Source organism: Notoacmeibacter ruber, from assembly GCF_003668555.1.
In the GTDB taxonomy this organism is placed as follows: Bacteria; Pseudomonadota; Alphaproteobacteria; order Rhizobiales; family Rhizobiaceae; genus Notoacmeibacter; species Notoacmeibacter ruber.
In genome coordinates, this window is sequence record NZ_RCWN01000001.1 from 2,679,147 (window position 1) to 2,699,025 (window position 19,879).

Genomic DNA, 19,879 nt, shown 5'->3' on the forward strand with positions numbered 1-19,879 from the left:
TGATCCTCCCTTGAGACAGTTCCATGCCATGGGCCTACCATCTCGCGATGCATCATGGCAGAGGGTCATGGCAGAGTTTGCGCCCAACGCTTTCGAGGACGCCGCGATGAATGAAGACATAGCGAAGAATCCCGAGCCTGAGCCTGCCGCCGATGATCGGAAAGGCAGTGCCAGCCGCCGTGGACTCTGGGGCTGGATGTTCTTCGACTGGGCGGCCCAGCCCTTTTTCACTGTCGTGACCACCTTCATCTTCGGCCCCTATGTCGTCAACAGACTGGCAAGCGACCCGGCCGCAGGGCAATCGGCGTGGGCTTTCGGGGTCGCGATCGCGGGCCTCAGCATCGCAATTCTGTCGCCTATCCTCGGATCGATCGCCGATCAGGCCGGCCGCAAGAAACCGTGGATCGCAGGCTTTGCTGTCCTCAAGGTCATGATGCTGGCGGCGCTATGGTTTGCGGAGCCGGGCAGTTCACTTCTTCTGGTGATCGGTGCCTTCGTCCTCGCGACGATCGCGGCGGAATTTTCGATCGTCTTCAACGATTCAATGTTGCCGCGCATCGCCACACCCGAGCAGACCGGCCGTATCTCGAACATTGCCTGGGGTCTCGGTTATGCAGGGGGCCTCATCGTTCTGGCGCTGACCATCGCCCTACTCGCCGCCAATCCCGAGACCGGCCGAACGCTGATCGGTGTGGAGCCGCTTTTCGGACTGGATGCCAGTGCCGGAGAAGATGCTCGGATCACGGGACCGATCGCCGCTGTCTGGTATCTTCTTTTCATTCTTCCGATGTTTCTGTTCACGCCCGATGCCCGGCGCAGCACGATGGCACCCGGCAAGGCTGTCCGTTCGGGCGTGGCGGAGCTACGCTCCACATGGGCGGAAGTCCGGCGGCAACCGGGCCTCGCAAAATTTCTGGCAGCCCGGATGATCTATCAGGATGGCGTCAACGCGCTCGTCGCGCTGGGCGGAACCTTTGCCGCAGCCCTGTTCGGTTGGCCGATTATGGAGATCGGCATTTTCGGCATTCTGCTCAATCTGACAGCGATTCCGGCATGTCTCGTAGCGGGCGGTCTGGACAAGCGCCTCGGCTCCAAAAACCTGGTGATCATCGCCGTGATCCTTTTGCTGGTCGCTACGGTGGGGATCGTTTCCACGCAAGCGGACTCCACCCTGTTCGGGCTGATCGCTCTGCCGGTGGCGGATTCGGGCGGCCTGTTCGGCACGGCCGCAGAGAAGGTCTATATCCTCTATGGCCTTCTCATCGGGCTCGCCTTTGGCCCTGTGCAGGCCTCCTCGCGCGCGTGGATGGCGCGCAGCGTGCCGGCAGAGGAAGCCGGCCGCTGGTTCGGTTTCTATGCACTGTCCGGCAGGGCGACCAGTTTTCTCGCACCGCTTCTCGTCGGAACAGTGACAGCGGCAACGGGATCCGCGCCAATCGGGATGGCGGTCATCACACTCTTCCTTTTGGTCGGCCTCGTCATAGCGCTGCGAACGCCCTACCCCGCAGCAGATCCCAAAACGCTTCTGCGTATCGACTGACAATGAGGGAAAGGTGGTTACCGTACGAGCATCAAGAGCACCGGCCGCGTCAAGGTTAACAGGGGTTTAACCCTTCGGCCCTAGGCTTGGCGCGACTCGGCGGGGTGGGCCCGTCTCTGACGCCACGGGAAGCTAGTGATGAGCGACATTCACGACCGTTATGCCTTCGAACTGGAGGATGACAACGAGAGTGCCGTGCGTGCTTTTATACGTAATGCCCTCAGCCGGCTCCTCGGTGTCGGCCTGCTGGCCTTCGTGGTTTTCGGAGCGATCTCGCTCGCCTCGTGGCATGTTGACGATCCTTCCTTCAGCCTGGCGACGGAGCGTTTGCCACAAAACGCCATGGGCTATCCTGGCGCAGCCTTTGCCGATCTTGCCGTCCAGTTCCTCGGCCTCGCCACTCTTGTTGCTCTCCTACCCGCAATTGCCTGGGGATGGTTGCTCGTGGCAGCCCGACCGATCGGCGCGCGGTGGATGCGTCTCGGCGCGTGGCTCGGATGCGTCATTTTTTCCAGCGTTGCGCTGGCCTGCCTTCCCATTCACGCGGCATGGCCGATTCCAACAGGTCATGGCGGCGTCATTGGTGATATGGTGCTGCGTCTGCCTGCAATGCTGATCGGTCAGCCGGTCGGTGGCCTCGTCGCCTTCGGGATCGGCCTGGTCAGCGCGGTTCTTGCAGTCTGGCTTTTCACCCGTTCGGCGGTCTGGTCGCTCCTGCCGGCCCTCAAGCCGAAGCTTCCCGAGCTGGAGGACGAGCCGGACCTCGAAGACGAGTGGGACCTTGATGAAAGCCGCGAGGAATCAATCTGGCGGCGCGCGTCGGTTGCCATGCTCGGCGCCGTTACGCATGGCTTCTATACACTCCGGGCGAATATGAAACGCAGCCGCGCCGCGCAAGTGGATCGGCGGCGCGTCGAGCCGCCGCGTCTGACGCCGGCCAATGATCGTCCGACACAGCGCCAGCCGGCAGTCGATTGGAACGATGATCGCGAAAAGGCCCTGCCGGAGACCGCGCCGGACGGTCTGATCATCGACGATGAAGATGCAGCCTATCTGGAAGAGGAGGAGGCGGACGAAGCGCACCTGGATGATACCGAGGATGCGCCCTGGGACGACGAGGACGAGCCGGAAGATGATGCCGCGGCCATTGTGCCCGAAGAGCGGATCGTCCCCTTCCGTCCGCAGCTCGTTCACTCCGCCAGCGAACCCAAAAAAGCGGGCAAGTCCGACGAAGCGCCCGTCACCAAACGTGCACCGGCCAAGGCGGCCCGCTCTGGCAAATTCGACCTGCCTTCGATGCGCTTTCTGGCCGAACCGAAAAAGCTCGGGAGCGGCGCACGCGTTACGGAAGCCCAGCTTGCCGACAATGCCCGTCAGCTCGAAGCGGTGCTCAACGATTTCGGCGTAAAGGGCGAGATCATGACCGTGCGGCCCGGTCCGGTCGTCACGCTCTACGAACTGGAACCGGCGCCCGGCGTCAAATCGTCCCGCGTCATCGGCCTTGCCGAGGATATTGCCCGCTCGATGAGCGCCATTGCGGCACGCGTTGCCGTGGTGCCGGGCCGCAATGCCATCGGCATCGAACTCCCGAACGATCACCGCGAAACGGTGTATTTGCGCGAGATCATTGGCAGCAAGGATTTCCAGCAGACGAAGAGCAAGCTCGGCCTTTCGCTCGGCAAGACGATCGGCGGTGAGGCCGTTATCGCCGACCTGGCGAAGATGCCGCATTTGCTGGTGGCCGGCACCACCGGGTCGGGTAAGTCGGTCGCGATCAATACGATGATCCTGTCGCTGCTCTACCGTATGACGCCGCAGCAATGCCGGCTCATCATGATCGATCCGAAAATGCTCGAACTGTCGGTCTATGACGGCATTCCACACCTTCTCTCGCCGGTCGTAACGGATCCGAAGAAAGCCGTCGTCGCGCTGAAATGGACCGTCCGCGAGATGGAAGAGCGCTACCGCAAGATGAGCAAGGTCGGCGTGCGCAATATCGACGGCTTCAACAGCCGCGTGAATGAAGCAAAGGCCAAGGGGGAAACCATCACCCGCACCGTGCAGACCGGCTTCGACCGCGAGACAGGCGAAGCGATCTACGAGCACGAGGAGATGGACCTCGACCCGATGCCCTATATCGTCGTCATCATCGACGAGATGGCCGATCTGATGATGGTCGCGGGCAAGGAGATCGAAGGCGCCGTGCAGCGACTGGCGCAGATGGCCCGCGCCGCCGGTATTCACGTCATCATGGCCACGCAACGTCCCTCCGTCGACGTCATTACGGGCACGATCAAGGCGAACTTCCCCACCCGCATTTCCTTCCAGGTCACCAGCAAGATCGACAGCCGCACGATCCTTGGTGAGATGGGCGCCGAGCAACTGCTCGGCATGGGCGACATGCTTTATCAGGCCGCCGGCGGTCGCAGCCAGCGCGTTCACGGCCCCTTCGTCTCGGACGAAGAAGTGGAAACCGTTGTCAGCCATCTCAAGACCCAAGGGGTGCCGGAATATCTGGACTCCGTGACGGAAGACACCGACGATGAAGAGGGTGAAGGTCCCGCAGCCGGTGGCGGTGGCGGACCGGAGAGCGATAGCGACGATCCCTACGATCAGGCGGTTGCCGTGGTGCTGCGCGACGGCAAGGCCTCGACATCCTATATTCAGCGGCGCCTGGGCATCGGCTACAATCGGGCCGCGACGATCATCGAAAAAATGGAAGAGGAAGGCGTCATCGGGCCAGCCGACCATGCCGGCAAACGCGAGATCCTCGTCCCGCGCGACGAATTCGACGACTGAAGCCTCGCACTCTGGCGAGAAAGGTAGCGACCTCTCATATGGAAAGGTGCCTTTCTGTTGCCTATCTGTGACGCTATCGCTCCGGTGAAGAGGACGACTCAAATCACGAGGAATTTCATGATCAAGACGATGCGCCCCTTCAAGGGTCTAGCGGTTCTGGCGGTCAGTGCGGGCCTGGCGCTTTCCGCGCTTGGTGGGTCCGCCCAGGCGGCCGCCAGCGCCAAGGTTCAGCAGATCGCCAATCACTTTGCCTCGGTTAAGACGATGAAGGGCGAATTCGTTCAGTTCGGCCCGCGCGGCGAACAGACCGGTGGCACGTTCCAGATCGCCCGTCCCGGCAAGATCAGTTTCGATTACGAGCCTCCGGCGAAATTCCGGGTGATTTCCGACGGCCGAAATCTTCTCCTCAACAATCAGAAGCTGGATACGTTCGATCTCTATCCCTTGTCGAAGACACCGCTGAAGCTGTTGCTCAACAACAAGATCAACCTGTCAGGCCGGCAGGTGCAGAGCATCAAGGAAGAGCCGGACCTCGTGACGGTGGTGATGGCGGACAAGAGCGTCTTCGGCAATTCGCGGATCACGATCATGTTCGACCCGAAGACGAATGCGCTTCGCCAATGGACGGTCACCGACAATCAGGGCAAGGACACGACCGTCATGCTGTTCAACGTTCAGGAAGGCGCCCGCGTCGACAGCTCGCAGTTTCGGATCGACTACAGCAAATACAACTGGCAGTCCGGCAACGAAGCGGCGAGCAGCGCGAACCGCTGAGCGGCGAACCTTTCGACGTCGAAACCATTGGGAAAAGCCTCAAAGGCCCGCTTCAAGCGGGCCTTTTTCGATTGCATGACCGAAAAGCCGCCGTCATTTTGCGCGCCTCAAGGAAAGGTTCAGCCCACCCATGACATTGTCCATCGCCACCTGGAACATCAATTCGGTGCGCCTTCGCCTGCCGCTTGTAGAGAGTTTTCTGGAGACTTATGCTCCAGACGTCCTCTGCTTGCAGGAGACCAAATGCCCGGACGACAAGTTTCCGTTCGAAGCTCTGCGCGCGAAAGGCTATGAAGCGATCGAGGTGAACGGCCAGAAAGGCTATCATGGCGTTGCGACACTTTCCCGGATACCGCTCACCCTTGTTGAAAAGCGCGAATACTGCGCCAAGGGTGATTGCCGCCACCTCTCGGTGACGTTCGAGAAGGACGGTCGGACGATCCTCCTACACAATTTTTACGTGCCCGCCGGGGGAGACGAGCCGGACCCGGAAATCAATCCGAAATTCCGCCACAAGCTCGATTTTCTCGACGAGATGCAGACCGTCCACGCCGAGGATGACCGCGCCGACGCTTCGGTGCTCGTCGGTGATCTGAATATCGCTCCGCTGGAAACCGATGTATGGAGCCACAAGCAGCTTCTGAAAGTCGTCAGCCATACGCCGGTCGAGACAGACACGCTGGAGCGCCTGCGTGTCGGTAATGGCTGGGCGGACCTCATGCGCACCGTCATACCGCCCGAGGAGAAGCTCTATACATGGTGGAGCTACCGCGCCCGTGACTGGGAAGCATCCGACCGCGGCCGAAGGCTCGATCACATCTGGGGCAGTCCGGCTCTCGTGCCCCATCTGAAAGGCATGGACGTGCTGCGCGAGGCGCGGGGCTGGGAGCGACCGAGCGATCATGTTCCCGTCATCGCCCGTTTCGATTTCGATTGAACGGAGGCACGCCTGAGCCTGATACCGGTTCAGCCGACAGGAACGACGGTGCCCTGCGCGACAGCCACCAGTGTTTCCGGTGCCTCTTCCACAAAGATATCGCACCGGCATACCGCCTGACGGCGTCCGGACGAAAGCGTTTCGGCACGCGCCACCAGCACCGCCCCCTTCGCGGGACGCAGATAATTGATCTTGAACTCAGAGGTCAGGGCATCGCCGTTCAGCGCGATGCCACCTGCAAATGTTATGGCGTTATCGGCCAAGTATGAGAGCACACCGCCATGAGCATAGCCATGTTGTTGCAAGAGCTGCGGCTTGAGCGGCAGCCGGATCTCGATCTTCTCCTGGCTGATGTTCGCCAGTTCGCTTCCCAGAAACTGCGTAAATGGCTGCTCCGCGAAGATGGCTCGCGCGAGGTTCAGAATATCACCGCCTTCGTGATCCACCATCACTTTCCCTTCACGCTCTGAAGACGGCGTCATTCCCGATCTTCAAAACGGCTGCCAAGCGCACCGATCCGCGCCGTCATCACTTGAAGACGCTGGCGAATAATCTCGTGCATGGCCGCCGCCATGGGCGGATACTCTTCCAGCACCCGGCGCAATGTGCTGCGGTTGAGACGCAAAACCGAAGCGGGGCCGTGCACGGCCTTTGCCGTGCCCGGCCGCGTGGTTGTAGCAATCAGCGATAGTTCTCCGAGGACGCTGTCGCAACCGAACCGCTCTGCCTGACGCATGGAGCGGGCCTCCACCGAGATCGTACCGGACTGCACGATGTAGGCACTGTCGGCATTCGCGCCTTCTCGGAAGAGTTCCTGGCCATCAGCGAGATCGATCCTCTCACTGGCAAATGCAAGGATCCGCAACTGCTCCTCATTCAACGGCGAAAGCAGGGGGATCTTTGCAAGCGCGCTGATATCGTCCTTGAGAGCCATGAATCTCCGTTCGGGCCAGAACTGTCTTTTCCGGCTCTACACGCTCGGGACGGATCAGGGAACCAGCTTGTAGCCGCCGCCCTCGGTCACGATGATCTCGCAATTGGACGGATCGCGCTCGATCTTCTGCCGCAGGCGATAAACATGCGTCTCGAGCGTATGGGTGGAAACACCGGAATTATAACCCCAGACCTCTTCCAGAAGCGTATCGCGCGTGACGACGCGCTGATCGGCGCGGATAAGGTAGCGAATAATGTTCGCCTCCTTTTCCGTCAGCTTGATCTTGGCGTCGTTGCTATCGAAAAGCGCTTTCTGCTTGGGCTTGAAAATATAGGGCCCGACCGTAAAGCTGGCATCTTCCGACTGGTCGAACTGGCGAAGTTGCGCCCGAATGCGCGCCAGAAGCACTGCGAAGCGGAACGGCTTGGTGATGTAGTCGTTTGCCCCCGCTTCGAGACCGAGAATAGTATCGGAATCGGTATCTTGCGCGGTCAGCATGATGATCGGTGTCCGCAGCCCCGCCTTGCGAAGCATCTTGACCGCTTCCCTTCCGTCGAGGTCAGGCAGGTTGACATCCATGATGATCAGATCGACGACATTGGTGCGGGCCGCATTGATGCCATCCGTCGCCGAACTGGCCTCTATGATCTCGAATTCGTCGTAGAGTCCGAGCTGTTCGACAAGTGTCTGTCGAAGCGTATCGTCATCATCGACTACGAGTATGGTTCGCGTGGTCATGGGTGCCTCGGAGTATTACGCGTGGAAAACTACTTTGAAAAAAGGAAGACACAAGCCCCCCGGACCAAACCGCCGCATGTTCCGACAAATCGGGCCCGGTCGGCAACCGCGCCGTTTGTCGTACGGGCGGTGCCGGGCGACCGCCATAGTGGCCGCCTGACCTTCGGACCGCTGAGTTTCCGCTGCGCCCTTGGCCGGTCCGGTATCGTTTCGCGCAAGCGTGAGGGCGATGGAGGAACTCCTCTCGGCTCGCACGCGATCCTCTGGGGCTACCGCCGCGCCGACAGGCGATGGCGCCAGAGCGGCCCGCTACCGCTTCGTCCGATCACCGTTGACGATGCCTGGTGCGATGCCCCGGGTCACCCCGCCTACAACCGACCCGTCCGCCTCCCCTTTTCGGCAAGTCATGAGCAGATGCAAAGGGCCGACCGTCTTTACGATTGCTGCATTGTGCTGGACTACAACTTCAACACCCGCATCCGCCAGGCGGGCAGCGCCATCTTCCTGCATCTGGCAAAGCCGGGCTATCCGCCGACGCAAGGATGCGTCGCACTTGCGCCCCGAGACATGGCGCGTCTTCTGCCCTATCTGCACACCGGCCGTCGCCTGATCGTGCGGCGCTAGATGGATTGAGCTTATGGCACGTGTTTTTTTGATTGTTATGGACAGTTTCGGTGTTGGCGGGGCCCCCGACGCAGCCGATTATTTCAATGATGGCCGCAGCGACGAAGGAGCCGCGACGCTGCAACACATTGCCAAGGCATGCGCCGCTGGCGATTGCGACAATGACGAGCGCTCCGGCGCCCTCCATCTGCCCAATCTGGAACGGCTTGGCCTTGGCGTAGCCGCGTTTCAGGCAACTGGTGCGTGGCCCGTCGGATTTTCCGAGAACCCTGACCTGATCGGCAGGGCCTGCGCGGCGACGGAAGTTTCCAAGGGAAAGGACACGATCAGCGGCCATTGGGAAATCGGCGGCGTGCCGGTGCCTTTCGATTGGGGCTATCTACCCCGGAGAATCCCGATCCTTCCGGACGATGTGCGTGAAGGAATGATCGAGGCCGGCAATCTGCCGGGCATTCTCGCCGACCGCCATGCCGAGGGCATCGGCGTGATCGAGACATTTGGCGAGGAACACATCGCGACAGGCAAGCCCATCGTCTACACATCGGCTGATTCCGTCATCCAGATTGCCGCGCATGAAGACCATTTTGGCCTGCAGCGCCTGTATGATCTGTGCGAAGCCACCCGCAAACTGGCTGACAGATACAAGATCGGACGTGTCATCGCGCGGCCGTTCATCGGCGAGCGACCCGGCGAGTTTCAGCGGACCGGTAACCGCAAGGATTATTCCGTGCCACCTCCCGAGCCGACCGTTCTGGAGCGACTGACAGGGGCGGGTCATATCGTCCGGGCCATCGGAAAGGTATCGGATATCTTTGCCCATCAAGGCGTGACGGAAAGCCACAAGGTCTCCGGTCATCCCGCCCTGATGGAAGAAACGCTCAAGGCGCTGGATGAATTGCCGGATGGCGGTTTCGGGTTCGTCAATTTCGTCGACTTCGACCAGCTATACGGCCACCGCCGCAATCCCTCGGGCTATGCCGCCGCGCTGGAATGGTTCGATGCACGCCTTCCCGAAATTCTGGACAAGATGCGGCCGGACGATCTCCTCATCATCACGGCCGATCATGGCAACGATCCGACGTGGCACGGCACCGACCACACACGCGAACGTGTGCCCGTCCTCATGGTCGGGGGCGATACGGCTCCCGGGCAGTCTCAGATGCGGGAAACCTTTGCCGATATCGGCGAGACGGTTGCCAGCCATCTGGGCATCGCCCCGGGCAGTCACGGTCAGGCGATAGGTCGCGCCTGACCGTTATTTCTCAATCTTCCGGTAGCGCGTAGACCACAAACTGGTCGGAGACCGCAGGCGACAGAATGGAATTGCCGCCTGCCACAAAGGCCACATATTGTCGTCCGTCGTGAATATAGACCGCCGGGTTGCTGACGGATGGCGCGGCCACGATATCGCTCCATAACACATCCCCATTTTCCGGGTCGATTGCACGCACCCGCCCATCCATCGAGGCGCCGATGAAGATGACGCCGCCGGCTGTCAGGACCGGCGCGCCGATATTGGGCGAACCCCAGCTCTCCGGTCCGTAAAAGCCCCATTTCTTGGAGCGACCGAACGGAACTTCCCAGAGCTTTTCGCCGGAGTTCAGGTCGTAGGCGAGAAGCGTGCCGTAAGGCGGATCCCAGCACGGAAGTCCCATACTGTTCAGCCAGTTGATCAGCTTGAAACCGTACGGCGCGCCGGTCTGCGGATAGTAGCCCTGCTCGTTACCGCTTCCGCCGGCGTCCTTCTCGTACTCATCGCGCGGCACCAGCGTCAGCGTCTGGACCACCTTTGACGTGTTGACATAGAAATGGCCGGTCTCGGGGTCGACAGTGCCGCCGCCCCACTGCATGCCACCCGCCGTGCCTGGATAGACGATCGTTCCTTCCTCCGATGGCGGCGTGAAAAGACCGTCATAGCGCATCCCGTCGATCATCTCCTTGCATTCGCCGAAGCTCAGCAAATTGGCCAATGTGTTCATCGGCGGGTAACGCGCGAAATCATGGCTCGGTGGCGGCTTCATCGCAAAGGGCTGGGTCGCCGAAACCTCTTCGCCTTCGGCATCGGAAGCCGGAACAGGCCGTTCGTCCATGCCGAAGACCGGCTCGCCGGTCTCGCGATTGAGCACATACAGCATCGACTGCTTTGTGGTCTGTACGAGGGCAGGGACCTTTTCGCCATCCACCGTGAGATCGACGAGCGTCGGCGCCGAATTGGTATCGTAATCCCAGACGTCGTGATGAATGAGCTGCCGCGACCAGAGAATCTTGCCGTTTTCCGTATCGACGGCCGTGACGGAGGTTGCCAGCGGAATGTCCTCGGTCCGGTTTCCACCCCAATAGTTCGGGCTGGGCGACGAGACAGGCAGATAGAGAATGCCCCTTTCCTCGTCGACGCTCATCGATGCCCAGACATTCGCCGTACCTGTCTTTTCCCGTATGTCGGCGGGCAGGAAATTGACCTGCCAGTCCAACTCTCCGGTCCGCGCGTCGACCGCGAACACGGATCCGGGAGGCGCGGACGCCCAGGCCCAGTCCTTTCCGGCCCAACCGATGAAGAGCTTGTCCTTGTAAGCGGTCGGCGGCTGCAGCAGAGACAGCGGCCAACGATCATTCGTTTTGTTCCACTTGTTGACGTCAAGAACGCCGTTCTTGCCGAAATCCTCGCATGGCTTGCCGCTATCGGCATCGACCGCATGAAGCGTCGCGTCCATCGTGCCGATATAAACGCGCTTTTCGCAAGGCGTGTCAGGCTTCGGATTTTCGGCCTCCCAATAGGTCACACCGCGATTCTTCAGCGCCGGCTGGGTCAGGGCTTCCAGCGTACTCTTGGTATCGTAGGCCCACTTTTGCTCACCCGTGGCGGGATCGAGAGCAAGGATGCGATAGAAGGGCGTGCCGAGATAGATCGTGTCATTGGCGTAGATCGGCGTCGCGGACCAGACCGTCGCCGGCAGATCGCCGGACCCACCGGAAACGTCACCGGTATGGATCTCCCACACCTTTTCCAACTGATCGACATTTTCCGGCGTGATCTGATCGGCAGGGGAGTATTTCTGTGCGGCCAGATCACCGTTGAATGTGGTCCAGTCGGTCGTTTTGGGAGCGATCGGGCCCTTAGGCTCGCGCTCCTCCTGTGCTTCCACGCTGTCCCGAGGCGACGTGATTTCTGACGAAACTTCGCCCTCTTGCACGGCCTGCGACGTCGTCGTGGTGCCAGGTTCCGCAGGGCTGGAACCCCCTTCCCCCTCCGGCGCCTCCGAACCTGCTGACGGGGCGGCGGACTGCAGATCCGTTTCCGCCTCCATCTGCGCAGGGCCCGTATCAGATGTTTCGGCACTGTCCTGCGAATAGACGGCGCTCGATGAGAGACATGTGATGAAAAGGAAAAGAAATCTCAAGCGGCTCATAGCGCGTCCTCGGGAAATGGGTCTGCGAAGGCGGCAATCAGCACGCCGAGAAGCGCGATCAGCGCGGCGAGAACAATGAAATAGTGAAGCAGGAACCAGCCGGCGACAGCCGTCAGAATCGCAGCGAGGATGACGATCGTGATCAGGAAGCCTCTGCCTCCGCCGCTATCCAGACCTGCCAGAACGACCGCTCCAAGCACGAGCGCGAGACCGCCCAGCGCTGCGAGCAGCGCACCGACGCTGCTTTCTATGCCGGTCAGGGGTACGAAATATCCCCAAAGAGCGAGACAGAGGACGGCAAGACCTCCGACCGCCAGCAGAAGAAGACCGATACGATGCATGAAGCCCTTCCTTCCCGCGTCCTGCCAAAAGCGACATGGTCGCGTAGGAGTATGAGTAGGACGGGCTGGCGTGGCTTCAACTGGCGTCAGGCAAATCTTCTGCGCAAATCGTGAAGGACCTCGCCGTCGATGCGGCCATCGTAGTGGATGCGATTGTCATAATTGGCTTCGCCGAGAAAGCGGGCGAGGACGTCCGTATCGGCTTGTTTCCACTCCTGGCCCCCCGACACCGAATAGCCCTGCTTGGACAAAAGCTCCCGCAGAAAGGCTGCCGTCTCGCCTTCGATAGGTTCCATCTGCTCCGGATCGGAGGGAAAGTAGGACAGTTGATGCATGCGGAAACAGCGCGCCAGTTCGTCGATCGGCTCCTCGTGATCATAGATCGTGATATCCACCATCCGGTCCGAGAGGCCGCCATAGCCACCCTCTTCCTTGACGACCAGAAGGCCGGCGGCCTGCTGACCCCGCAATTCGCCGCCCGCGTCCCGCCCTGCGCGCAACGCCGCGATCAGGCGTTCCGAAAGACTGAGTTCCGAGGTCGCCTCGAAAACCTCGATCATCGCGGGCAGCACCCTCTCATTGCTCAGCGCATTGCCGCTGACAAGGCACTCCTTGCCGGGCTCGCAGGCCGATACGCCGTTCCATTGGTCCATCATTGCACCGGTATGGCCGACGCCCTGCCCATGCATCGCCATCACCCCGAATTGTCGTTCGGAGACGCCATCAATATCGCGGACTGCGATGGTTATGGCCTCGTCTGCCCGCGCGCCCCGCTCCATGAGGTCGAGCATCTTCACCGCCGCTCTCGGGTCGGCGAACCCCTGAGTGGTGACGGCGCCGACGCCGCCCCGCCCGTGCAGCACGATCGAGGCGACACCCGGAAATTTCGATTGGACCGCGCAGCCGATTTCGCCGCGATTTCTGTCCCGCCCGATAATCGAATAAGTCATGGATCAATTCATCCCTTCCAGCGCCAGACTGTGGTGCGCTTTATTTCAGCATCTTCCAGCGCGCGTGTGACCGGCACTTCATACCGTGCCAGTTCGTCGAGCTTTCCTTTCGGCAGGTAGGCCCTTCCCGGATCGCCGATAAGGATGGTGCCACCACGCCTTGCGAGACGGTCGAACCATTCTTCCAGCCGTGTCGCCATGGATTTGTCGTAGAAAACATCGCCGGCAAGGATAACGGGCCATCCCGCGTCGGACCCGACAGGGTCGTCTGCGGTAAAATCGACAGACGTTTCGTTGGCCGCCATGTTGAGCCGGATCGCCGCTCCGCAAAACGGATCGATGTCGGCAGCCAGCACGCGTGAGGCACCGGACTTCATGGCAGCAATAGCCACGATGCCGCTGCCGCTGGCAAAATCGAGCACCCACGAACCCGCAACATGTTGCGGATTATCGAGAATGTAGCGGGCGAGGCCCTGTCCACCCGCCCAGGCAAAGGCCCAGAAAGGTGGTGCGAGACCGATTTCATGCAATTCGTCTTCCGTCTTCTCCCAGAGATCGATCGCTTCGTCGGCGAGATGAAGACGAAGCTCCGGCACGTGCGGCGGGCTGAGAAGCGCAGTATTGGCCTTGATGAAAGCCTCCGCCCTGTCCGGATCGATTTTCATTTCCGCTGTACCTCTTCCAGAGACCAACCGACCGGAAGGGCAGCCAGGGCGAACACAGCGAAGATAGCGAGAACGGCGGTCGTTCCAACCAGATCGGCAACCATGCCGAAGGCCCCCATAACGAGCAAAACAAGGCCGATAAAGGTGTTGGAAAAGGCAGTATAGACCGCCCGATCCTCAGGCGCGGCCATGTCTGTCAGATGAATCACCCGCCCTTGCCGGACGCCCTGATAGGCAAGTTGCAGAAAGAACAGGGCGAACGGAGCCAGAAATGGCCATGCACCGCCCAACGGGCGAAATGCGGAAAACGCGGCCGAAACGGCGAGGATGATCGTGGCGAAGAACGCGCTCCAGAGGAGAACCTGGCGGCTCGATTGATCGGAGAGCCGGCCCCAGACATAGCTGCCGAGGATTGCTGCGAAAGCCGAGGCGAGAACGAAGCTGCCCAATTGTCCCAGCGCGCGTCCGCCTTCCTGACCGGCCGAGAGCAGCAGATAGGGAGGCGCCAGGGCCGTCACGGCCAATAGAGCCCGCGTCGTGCAAAAGAGCCGGAATTGCCGGTCCGACCAAAGCCAGCGTGCCGAACGAATGATTGCACGAAGATCCTCACCGCGGTCTTCACTCGTACCCGCCGGCTCATGAAGCATTGTGAAAAGGACAGACGCCAGCGCCCAGAGAACGGCTGCCACAATCAGCGCTCCAACGAGCCAGAAGCGCTCCAGCGGCAGAATACCCAAAGCGATGGAAGCGCCGAAAGCCAAAGCCAGGGCAGCGGCGATCGAGCCGGCAAGGCCGGTCACCGCCCCCCGGTGCCCCTTGCTGATGGTGCGGCCAAGGACGTCTTTATAGGTGACGGAAGCGAGGGACCGGCCGAGCGCGAAGACCGCGAGCGACAAGACCGTCAGCCAGCCCGCCCAGCCGCCTTCGAAAAGAAGGAGGACGGCGGCGATGGTCCCCACAGCCACAGCCTGCACGGCCGAGCCGAACACCCAGACCCATTTGCGTCGGGTAAGCTGTCTCACCCAGTGGCTTTCAAAGATTTGCGGCAGCAGGGCCAACGATTCGCGCAAGGGCACCAGCAGCCCGATCGCCGCAGCCGGGGCCCCCACCGTATTGAGGAGCCAGGGCAGGACGAGCTTCGGATCAATCAGCGCGTCGCCGGTCTTTGTGGCGGCGAGCGAAGCGATGTGCAGGCCCGCATTGCGCGGTTGTTCTGCGCATGCACTCTCCGGGATATCCTCACAGACGCGATCCGCCTTATCGGCAAAGATGAGATGACCGAGATCGGCAAAGACGCCCATGGCGTGACACTCTGATGGTCGAAGTCGAGAAAGGCAGGCGCTTAAGTGGAACCGGTCTCTGCCATTTCAACCTCAGTCAGAGATTGCGATCGGGTTGCAACCGTCGTCAGGCCGGTTCCAGCGTAAGGGGGTCGATCCCGCCCATACGGCAAACCTCTTTCCACTCCTCTTCCTTTACCGGCTGCACGGACAGGCGCATGGAGTTCACCAGTGACATGTCGGAAAGGTTCTCGTTGGCCTTTACGTCCTTGAGGGTCACCGGATGGGGCACAGGCGCAATCGCCCGGATATCGACGCAATCCCATCGCGGATCGTCTGCCGTGGAATCGGGGTGCGACAAAGCGCAAACCTCACAGATGCCGACGACCTCAAGTCCCTTGTTGGAATGATAGAAAAAGCCGCGATCACCGACCTTCATCGCCCGCATATTGTTGCGCGCCTGATAGTTCCGAACGCCGTCCCATTCCTCGCCCGCTTTGCCCTTGGAGACGAGATCATCCCAAGAAAACTTGAACGGCTCTGACTTGAACAACCAGTACTGCATCAATCCTTGTCCTCGGGCTTACCGATCACCCATTTCCATGCGCGGATATCGGTCGAGGCGAAGAGTCCCGCTTTGGCATAGGGGTCGGCGGCAGCCATCGCTTCCGCGGCCTGACGGTCGGGAACATCAACCAGCAGGAGCGAGCCGTTCATCTCACCTTCGTCACTCAGAAACGGGCCCGTGAAGAGTACCTTGCCTTCGGCCTGCTGTCCCTTCAGCCAGGCCAAATGGTCCTCGCGAGTGGCCATACGCAATGAGACACTGTTTGACTTGTCGATGCAGATAAGAGCGTAATGCATGAGTTCTCTCCTTGCTTGATCAGATATGATCTTCGGGTTTGACCGGGCGCGCCATCAGGCTGGCGACGAGTTCGCGGACCGAGTGCTCTCCTTCCAGAAGAGAGACGGTGGCATCGATGATCGGCGTGTCGATATCGTAGCGGTCAGCCAACTCCGCCGCGATATTGGCCGTAGCGACACCTTCCGCCAGCTTAAGCCCTTCCGGCGACTGGCCGCGCCCGAGGGTCGCGCCATAGGTGAAATTGCGGGACTTCTCCGAACTGCATGTCAGAATAAGATCGCCCAGGCCGGAGAGTCCCATCAGTGTGTCCGCATGCCCGCCAAGCGCGACACCCAGGCGGCGCAACTCGACAAAGCCGCGCGTCACCAGAGCAGCCCGCGCACTTGCACCAAGCTCGGCGCCGGCTGCGGCCCCCACGGCGATCGCGAGGACGTTTTTCAGTGCCCCGCCGGCTTCGACTCCGATCAGGTCGTCGGTCGAATAGCACCGGAAGGCGGGCGCACTCAGTCTCTCCGCCAGATCATGGGCCAGATCGCCGTCTTCTGACGCAACTGTCACGGCCGTCGGCAGACCCCGTGCCACATCTGCCGCAAAAGAGGGCCCCGAGAGGGCGGCTAGCGGCGTGTCGGGAAGCGTTTCGGCCGCCAATTGGCTGACAAGTTTGCCGGTCTTCTGTTCGATCCCCTTGGCGCAGAGAACCACCGGGACGCCGTCGGGCATATCGCCTGCCGCTTCCGCGAGCACGGAACGCGTCGCTTGCGCCGGGACGACAGAGAGAACAATCGAAGCGTCGCGCAATGTTTCCGCCAGCGAGTCCGATGCCGCAATACCCTCTGGAAGCCTCACCTCCCCGAGATAGCGGCGATTTGTGCGGTGTTGTGAAATTTCATCGGCCAGGGCGCGGTCGCGCGCCCAGAGCTTGACCCGGTGGCCCCCACGAAGGGCGGAAACGGCCAGAGCCGTTCCCCATGCCCCGCCGCCCAGAACGGCAATCGTTTCTTCCACCGGCTTGGCCGTATTCATGCTTTTGCTCCTCGTTTGCCTGCTCCAACGAGAGGAGCAGCACCCTCATCCAGTGGCCATCGCGACCGAGGCGGTAAGGCGAAAACCTCATCCGGCAAAGGGACAAGACCTGCCAGCAGCCGCTCCAGCCCGGCATGGGCGATCATCGCGCCATTATCGGTGCACAGGGCAAGAGGCGGCGCGACAAAGCGCAGCCGGCGATCCTCGCATAGTGCCTCCAGACTTGTGCGCAGATAGGCGTTTGCGGCGACCCCGCCAGCAACGACCAGCGCAGAGGGCATCCCTGAGGGATGCTGGTCCGCAACACTTTCCAGCGCGCGGCGAAGCCGATCCTGAAGAGTATCTCCGACCGCCACCTGAAACGAGGCACAAAGGTCCGCCACATCCTGATCGCTCAAGGGAGCAAGGTTTTCTGCGGCTTGGCGGACGGCTGTCTTGAGACCCGAAAAGGAAAAATCGGGGCGCGGCTTGCTCTTCAACGGTCGCGGGAGCAAAAAGCGCGTTCCGTCGCCGGCTAGCGCGGCTTTTTCGACATTGGGTCCGCCCGGATAGGGCAGATCGAGAAGCTTCGCGGTCTTGTCGAAGGCTTCGCCCAGCGCATCGTCGATGGTGGTCCCCAGCCGCTCGTACTCTCCCACCGCCTTGACGAGTACGATCTGCGTATGCCCGCCGGACACCAGCAGCAGAAGATAGGGGAAAGGAAGCCGGTCCGTCAGGCGTGCGGTCAGCGCGTGCCCTTCCAGGTGATTGACGGGAATGAGCGGCTTTTCGGCTCCGAAAGCCAGCGCCTTGGCGGTCATGAAGCCGACCATCAGCCCACCGATCAGGCCGGGCCCTGCTGTGACCGCGATGGCATCAAGGTCGGCAAGTCCGACTTGCGCATCGTCGAGTGCGGCGGCCACGATGCGATCGAGCGCAGAGACGTGGGCACGAGCCGCGATCTCCGGCACCACGCCGCCGAACGCGGCATGTTCCTCGATCTGACTGAAGACGACATTGGAAAGAATCCGGCTGTACGGGGCGGACGCCCCGGACTCAGCCGATGACGCTCCCTCGATCACCGAGGCGGCCGTCTCGTCGCAACTGGTCTCGATACCGAGGACAAGTCGAGAGGCCGTGGCCTGACGGTCGATAACATCTCGCTCTTCAAGGACGGTCGGGTTGTCGCGCATCTTCGCTCGGTTTATGGCAACGGCGGCGCGATAATGCGCCGAACGGCACCTAACACGGACGGCATGACGATGGAAACGGACCTTATCCGTATCGGAACACGCGGGAGCGATCTGGCGCTTGCACAGGCCCGGGAAACACGGACACGGCTCATGTCTGCGCACGGCATGCCGCAGGACGCCTTCGAAATTGTCGTCATATCGACTGCCGGCGACCGCATCCAGGACCGGCCCCTTGCGGAAGTGGGCGGCAAGGGCCTCTTCACGATGGAGATCGAGGAACGCCTTGCCGACGGCCGTATCGATCTGGCGGTTCATTCCTCCAAGGATATGCCGACGGAACTGCCCGAGGGGCTTTACCTCTCCTGCTTCCTGCCGCGCGAAGATGCGCGTGATGCGTTTATCGGCCACCAGATCGAAAAGCTGCTGGATCTGCCACAGGGAGCGACGGTCGGCTCGTCCTCCTTGCGCCGCCAGGCCCTTCTGCGCCGGTTGCGACCGGACCTGAACGTCGTCCTCTATCGCGGAAACGTGCCGACACGGCTGCGCAAGCTCGCAGAAGGAGAAGTTGACGGCACGCTCCTCGCCATGGCGGGACTGCGGCGCCTCAACCTGGCGGACCAGGTCACCGAAGCCCTGCCGATCAATATGTTTCCTCCGGCGCCCGGTCAGGGCGCAATCTGCATCGAAAGCCGGATGGGCGATGAGCGGATCGACAATCTCCTCGCGCCAATCAATGACGGCGAGACGGCTGCGGCACTGGCCTGCGAGCGCGCTTTTCTTGGCGCTCTCGACGGCTCGTGCAGGACGCCGATCGCCGGGCATGCGCATCTCGCCAAGGGCCGCATCTATTTTTCCGGTATGATCCTCACACCGGACGGACGCGAGGCGCATGAGATCGAGATGGACGGCACAATCGAAGACGCTACAGCGCTAGGCCGCCAGGCCGGCGAAGAGATACGCGGACGTGCCGGAGCGGATTTCTTCGCAAGTTGGACCTGATCCATGGCCCGCCGACTGTCGGTCTTGGTCACGCGGCCCTCGCCCGGAGGCGAACGGACAGCGGCGACGATCCGGAAGGATGGTCACGAGCCATATCTTCTGCCCCTGACTGAGATCGTCGGACGTCCGGCCAAACTCGCCGGGACGGATGACTACGACGCGATCATCCTCACCAGCGGTAACGGCGTCCGGTATCTCACCGAGGAGCAGAAGGCGCGTCTTGCGCATCTTCGCGTTTGGACCGTCGGCGAAGCAACCGCCGAAACAGCACGGAAACACGGATTCCAACATGCCGAGGCCATTGGCGGCGATGCGGAAAAGATGGCCGAAACGCTCATAACAGAGCGGCCCGCAAAGCTTCTCTACCTCGCCGGGCGGGTTCGCCGCGACAATCTGGAAAAACGGCTTGCGGATGCCGGCATTTCCGCCGATGTCGTCGAAACCTATGATACGCAGCCACGGCGGCCGTCAAGAGAGGAACTCCAGGACCTTCTCGTCCGCCAGTTCGACGTGGTCTGGCTTACATCGGCCTTTAGCGCGGGCCTTTTTCGTGACCTTTCTGCAGAAACCGGCCTTGCACGCTCAGCAACGCGGCTTTGTTTTTCCAAACGAATCGCAGACGCAGCCGGAGGCTCCATTCGTCTCGCCGAACGGGCCGATGAAAGCGCCGCATTGACCCTTCTTCGACAGATCGCCGAGGAATGAAGAATGGAACCGCATCATGAAGCAGGCTGGCGAAAGAGGATTTTCGCGCTACGCTTATGGCTTGGCGGGGATTTTATGCCATCTTCAGCCAGCGTATATATTTTAACCTCGTCTTTTCGGAGCCCA

General features: G+C 61.2%; 20 protein-coding genes. 8 read left to right on the plus strand and 12 right to left on the minus strand.

What is annotated here, in order from left to right:
* Positions 1 to 196 precede the first annotated feature (196 nt).
* The 4 genes from D8780_RS12880 to D8780_RS12895 all read left to right on the plus strand — a co-directional run bounded on the left by D8780_RS12880 (position 197) and on the right by D8780_RS12895 (position 6,050).
* Positions 197 to 1,540, plus strand: a complete 1,344-nt coding sequence (locus D8780_RS12880) for an MFS transporter (protein ID WP_245412415.1) — start codon at positions 197 to 199, stop codon at positions 1,538 to 1,540.
* A 138-nt stretch (positions 1,541 to 1,678) separates the two neighbouring features.
* Positions 1,679 to 4,339 carry a DNA translocase FtsK gene (locus tag D8780_RS12885; protein WP_121645966.1) on the plus strand — a complete coding sequence of 887 codons (2,661 nt, stop codon included), beginning with the start codon at positions 1,679 to 1,681 and terminating at the stop codon, positions 4,337 to 4,339.
* A gap of 117 nt (positions 4,340 to 4,456) precedes the next feature.
* Positions 4,457 to 5,113: an outer membrane lipoprotein carrier protein LolA gene (locus D8780_RS12890; protein WP_121645967.1), complete on the plus strand. Its 657-nt coding sequence runs from the start codon at positions 4,457 to 4,459 to the stop codon at positions 5,111 to 5,113.
* Positions 5,114 to 5,243: 130 nt separating this feature from the next.
* Positions 5,244 to 6,050 carry an exodeoxyribonuclease III gene (locus D8780_RS12895; protein ID WP_121645968.1) on the plus strand — a complete coding sequence of 269 codons (807 nt, stop codon included), beginning with the start codon at positions 5,244 to 5,246 and terminating at the stop codon, positions 6,048 to 6,050.
* Between the two features lie 29 nt (positions 6,051 to 6,079).
* Here the strand turns inward: D8780_RS12895 and D8780_RS12900 are convergent, their stop codons facing one another.
* Genes D8780_RS12900 through D8780_RS12910 form a run of 3 tightly spaced genes read right to left on the minus strand, consistent with a single transcriptional unit; the run spans position 6,080 to position 7,722 of the window.
* On the minus strand, positions 6,080 to 6,532 hold the full coding sequence (locus D8780_RS12900) for a PaaI family thioesterase (protein ID WP_245412341.1): 453 nt from the start codon (positions 6,530 to 6,532) through the stop codon (positions 6,080 to 6,082).
* Positions 6,529 to 6,984, minus strand: coding sequence for a cyclic nucleotide-binding domain-containing protein (locus D8780_RS12905; RefSeq protein ID WP_121645969.1), 456 nt, complete (start codon positions 6,982 to 6,984; stop codon positions 6,529 to 6,531). The genes D8780_RS12900 and D8780_RS12905 overlap by 4 nt, the downstream gene beginning before the upstream one ends.
* Positions 6,985 to 7,038: 54 nt before the next feature.
* On the minus strand, positions 7,039 to 7,722 hold the full coding sequence (locus tag D8780_RS12910) for a response regulator transcription factor (protein WP_121645970.1): 684 nt from the start codon (positions 7,720 to 7,722) through the stop codon (positions 7,039 to 7,041).
* A 129-nt stretch (positions 7,723 to 7,851) separates the two neighbouring features.
* Between D8780_RS12910 and D8780_RS12915 the strand changes: the two genes are divergently transcribed.
* Both D8780_RS12915 and D8780_RS12920 read left to right on the plus strand, forming a co-directional pair.
* Complete coding sequence (locus tag D8780_RS12915) at positions 7,852 to 8,346, plus strand: L,D-transpeptidase family protein (RefSeq protein WP_121646560.1); 495 nt, start codon at positions 7,852 to 7,854, stop codon at positions 8,344 to 8,346.
* 13 nt (positions 8,347 to 8,359) lie between these two features.
* The gene (locus tag D8780_RS12920; RefSeq protein ID WP_121645971.1) at positions 8,360 to 9,598 is read left to right on the plus strand and encodes a phosphopentomutase; all 1,239 of its coding nucleotides are present in this window, start codon (positions 8,360 to 8,362) and stop codon (positions 9,596 to 9,598) included.
* 10 nt (positions 9,599 to 9,608) lie between these two features.
* Here D8780_RS12920 and D8780_RS12925 read toward each other — a convergent pair whose 3' ends face one another.
* The 9 genes from D8780_RS12925 to tsaD form a co-directional block, all read right to left on the minus strand.
* Positions 9,609 to 11,753, minus strand: a complete 2,145-nt coding sequence (locus D8780_RS12925) for an outer membrane protein assembly factor BamB family protein (protein WP_245412343.1) — start codon at positions 11,751 to 11,753, stop codon at positions 9,609 to 9,611.
* A complete protein-coding gene (locus D8780_RS12930) occupies positions 11,750 to 12,094 on the minus strand; it encodes a hypothetical protein (protein WP_121645972.1) in 345 nt (114 codons plus the stop codon). Before D8780_RS12930 ends, D8780_RS12925 begins: the two co-directional genes overlap by 4 nt.
* Positions 12,095 to 12,180: 86 nt before the next feature.
* Positions 12,181 to 13,044, minus strand: coding sequence for a DUF1028 domain-containing protein (locus D8780_RS12935; RefSeq protein ID WP_121645973.1), 864 nt, complete (start codon positions 13,042 to 13,044; stop codon positions 12,181 to 12,183).
* Between the two features lie 8 nt (positions 13,045 to 13,052).
* Positions 13,053 to 13,709, minus strand: coding sequence for a class I SAM-dependent methyltransferase (locus tag D8780_RS12940; RefSeq protein ID WP_121645974.1), 657 nt, complete (start codon positions 13,707 to 13,709; stop codon positions 13,053 to 13,055).
* A complete protein-coding gene (locus tag D8780_RS12945; RefSeq protein ID WP_121645975.1) occupies positions 13,706 to 15,010 on the minus strand; it encodes an MFS transporter in 1,305 nt (434 codons plus the stop codon). The genes D8780_RS12940 and D8780_RS12945 overlap by 4 nt, the downstream gene beginning before the upstream one ends.
* A 106-nt stretch (positions 15,011 to 15,116) precedes the next feature.
* Positions 15,117 to 15,554: an EVE domain-containing protein gene (locus tag D8780_RS12950; protein ID WP_121645976.1), complete on the minus strand. Its 438-nt coding sequence runs from the start codon at positions 15,552 to 15,554 to the stop codon at positions 15,117 to 15,119.
* Positions 15,554 to 15,853 (minus strand): YciI family protein, encoded by a 300-nt coding sequence (locus D8780_RS12955; protein ID WP_121645977.1) that lies wholly within the window; start codon positions 15,851 to 15,853, stop codon positions 15,554 to 15,556. Before D8780_RS12955 ends, D8780_RS12950 begins: the two co-directional genes overlap by 1 nt.
* 19 nt (positions 15,854 to 15,872) lie before the next feature.
* Positions 15,873 to 16,859 carry an NAD(P)H-dependent glycerol-3-phosphate dehydrogenase gene (locus D8780_RS12960; RefSeq protein WP_121646562.1) on the minus strand — a complete coding sequence of 329 codons (987 nt, stop codon included), beginning with the start codon at positions 16,857 to 16,859 and terminating at the stop codon, positions 15,873 to 15,875.
* 14 nt (positions 16,860 to 16,873) lie between these two features.
* On the minus strand, positions 16,874 to 18,049 hold the full coding sequence (gene tsaD / locus D8780_RS12965; RefSeq protein WP_121645978.1) for a tRNA (adenosine(37)-N6)-threonylcarbamoyltransferase complex transferase subunit TsaD: 1,176 nt from the start codon (positions 18,047 to 18,049) through the stop codon (positions 16,874 to 16,876).
* Positions 18,050 to 18,118: 69 nt separating this feature from the next.
* Here tsaD and hemC point away from each other — a divergent pair, with 69 nt between their 5' ends.
* On the plus strand, positions 18,119 to 19,048 hold the full coding sequence (gene hemC, locus D8780_RS12970) for a hydroxymethylbilane synthase (RefSeq protein ID WP_121646563.1): 930 nt from the start codon (positions 18,119 to 18,121) through the stop codon (positions 19,046 to 19,048).
* A 3-nt stretch (positions 19,049 to 19,051) separates the two neighbouring features.
* On the plus strand, positions 19,052 to 19,753 hold the full coding sequence (locus tag D8780_RS12975) for a uroporphyrinogen-III synthase (RefSeq protein ID WP_121645979.1): 702 nt from the start codon (positions 19,052 to 19,054) through the stop codon (positions 19,751 to 19,753).
* The last annotated feature ends 126 nt before the right edge of the window (positions 19,754 to 19,879 follow it).

What these genes read in the sequence shown, in the direction of transcription:
- D8780_RS12955 (WP_121645977.1), bottom strand. Translation starts at nt 15,853, where the DNA reads ATGCATTACGCTCTTATCTGCATCGACAAGTCAAACAGTGTCTCATTG.
- D8780_RS12895 (WP_121645968.1), top strand. Translation starts at nt 5,244, where the DNA reads ATGACATTGTCCATCGCCACCTGGAACATCAATTCGGTGCGCCTTCGC.
- D8780_RS12910 (WP_121645970.1), bottom strand. Translation starts at nt 7,722, where the DNA reads ATGACCACGCGAACCATACTCGTAGTCGATGATGACGATACGCTTCGA.
- D8780_RS12885 (WP_121645966.1), top strand. Translation starts at nt 1,679, where the DNA reads ATGAGCGACATTCACGACCGTTATGCCTTCGAACTGGAGGATGACAAC.
- D8780_RS12935 (WP_121645973.1), bottom strand. Translation starts at nt 13,044, where the DNA reads ATGACTTATTCGATTATCGGGCGGGACAGAAATCGCGGCGAAATCGGC.
- D8780_RS12890 (WP_121645967.1), top strand. Translation starts at nt 4,457, where the DNA reads ATGATCAAGACGATGCGCCCCTTCAAGGGTCTAGCGGTTCTGGCGGTC.
- D8780_RS12945 (WP_121645975.1), bottom strand. Translation starts at nt 15,010, where the DNA reads ATGGGCGTCTTTGCCGATCTCGGTCATCTCATCTTTGCCGATAAGGCG.
- D8780_RS12920 (WP_121645971.1), top strand. Translation starts at nt 8,360, where the DNA reads ATGGCACGTGTTTTTTTGATTGTTATGGACAGTTTCGGTGTTGGCGGG.
- tsaD (WP_121645978.1), bottom strand. Translation starts at nt 18,049, where the DNA reads ATGCGCGACAACCCGACCGTCCTTGAAGAGCGAGATGTTATCGACCGT.
- D8780_RS12930 (WP_121645972.1), bottom strand. Translation starts at nt 12,094, where the DNA reads ATGCATCGTATCGGTCTTCTTCTGCTGGCGGTCGGAGGTCTTGCCGTC.
- D8780_RS12975 (WP_121645979.1), top strand. Translation starts at nt 19,052, where the DNA reads ATGGCCCGCCGACTGTCGGTCTTGGTCACGCGGCCCTCGCCCGGAGGC.
- D8780_RS12925 (WP_245412343.1), bottom strand. Translation starts at nt 11,753, where the DNA reads ATGAGCCGCTTGAGATTTCTTTTCCTTTTCATCACATGTCTCTCATCG.
- hemC (WP_121646563.1), top strand. Translation starts at nt 18,119, where the DNA reads ATGGAAACGGACCTTATCCGTATCGGAACACGCGGGAGCGATCTGGCG.
- D8780_RS12900 (WP_245412341.1), bottom strand. Translation starts at nt 6,532, where the DNA reads ATGACGCCGTCTTCAGAGCGTGAAGGGAAAGTGATGGTGGATCACGAA.
- D8780_RS12950 (WP_121645976.1), bottom strand. Translation starts at nt 15,554, where the DNA reads ATGCAGTACTGGTTGTTCAAGTCAGAGCCGTTCAAGTTTTCTTGGGAT.
- D8780_RS12905 (WP_121645969.1), bottom strand. Translation starts at nt 6,984, where the DNA reads ATGGCTCTCAAGGACGATATCAGCGCGCTTGCAAAGATCCCCCTGCTT.
- D8780_RS12880 (WP_245412415.1), top strand. Translation starts at nt 197, where the DNA reads ATGTTCTTCGACTGGGCGGCCCAGCCCTTTTTCACTGTCGTGACCACC.
- D8780_RS12940 (WP_121645974.1), bottom strand. Translation starts at nt 13,709, where the DNA reads ATGAAAATCGATCCGGACAGGGCGGAGGCTTTCATCAAGGCCAATACT.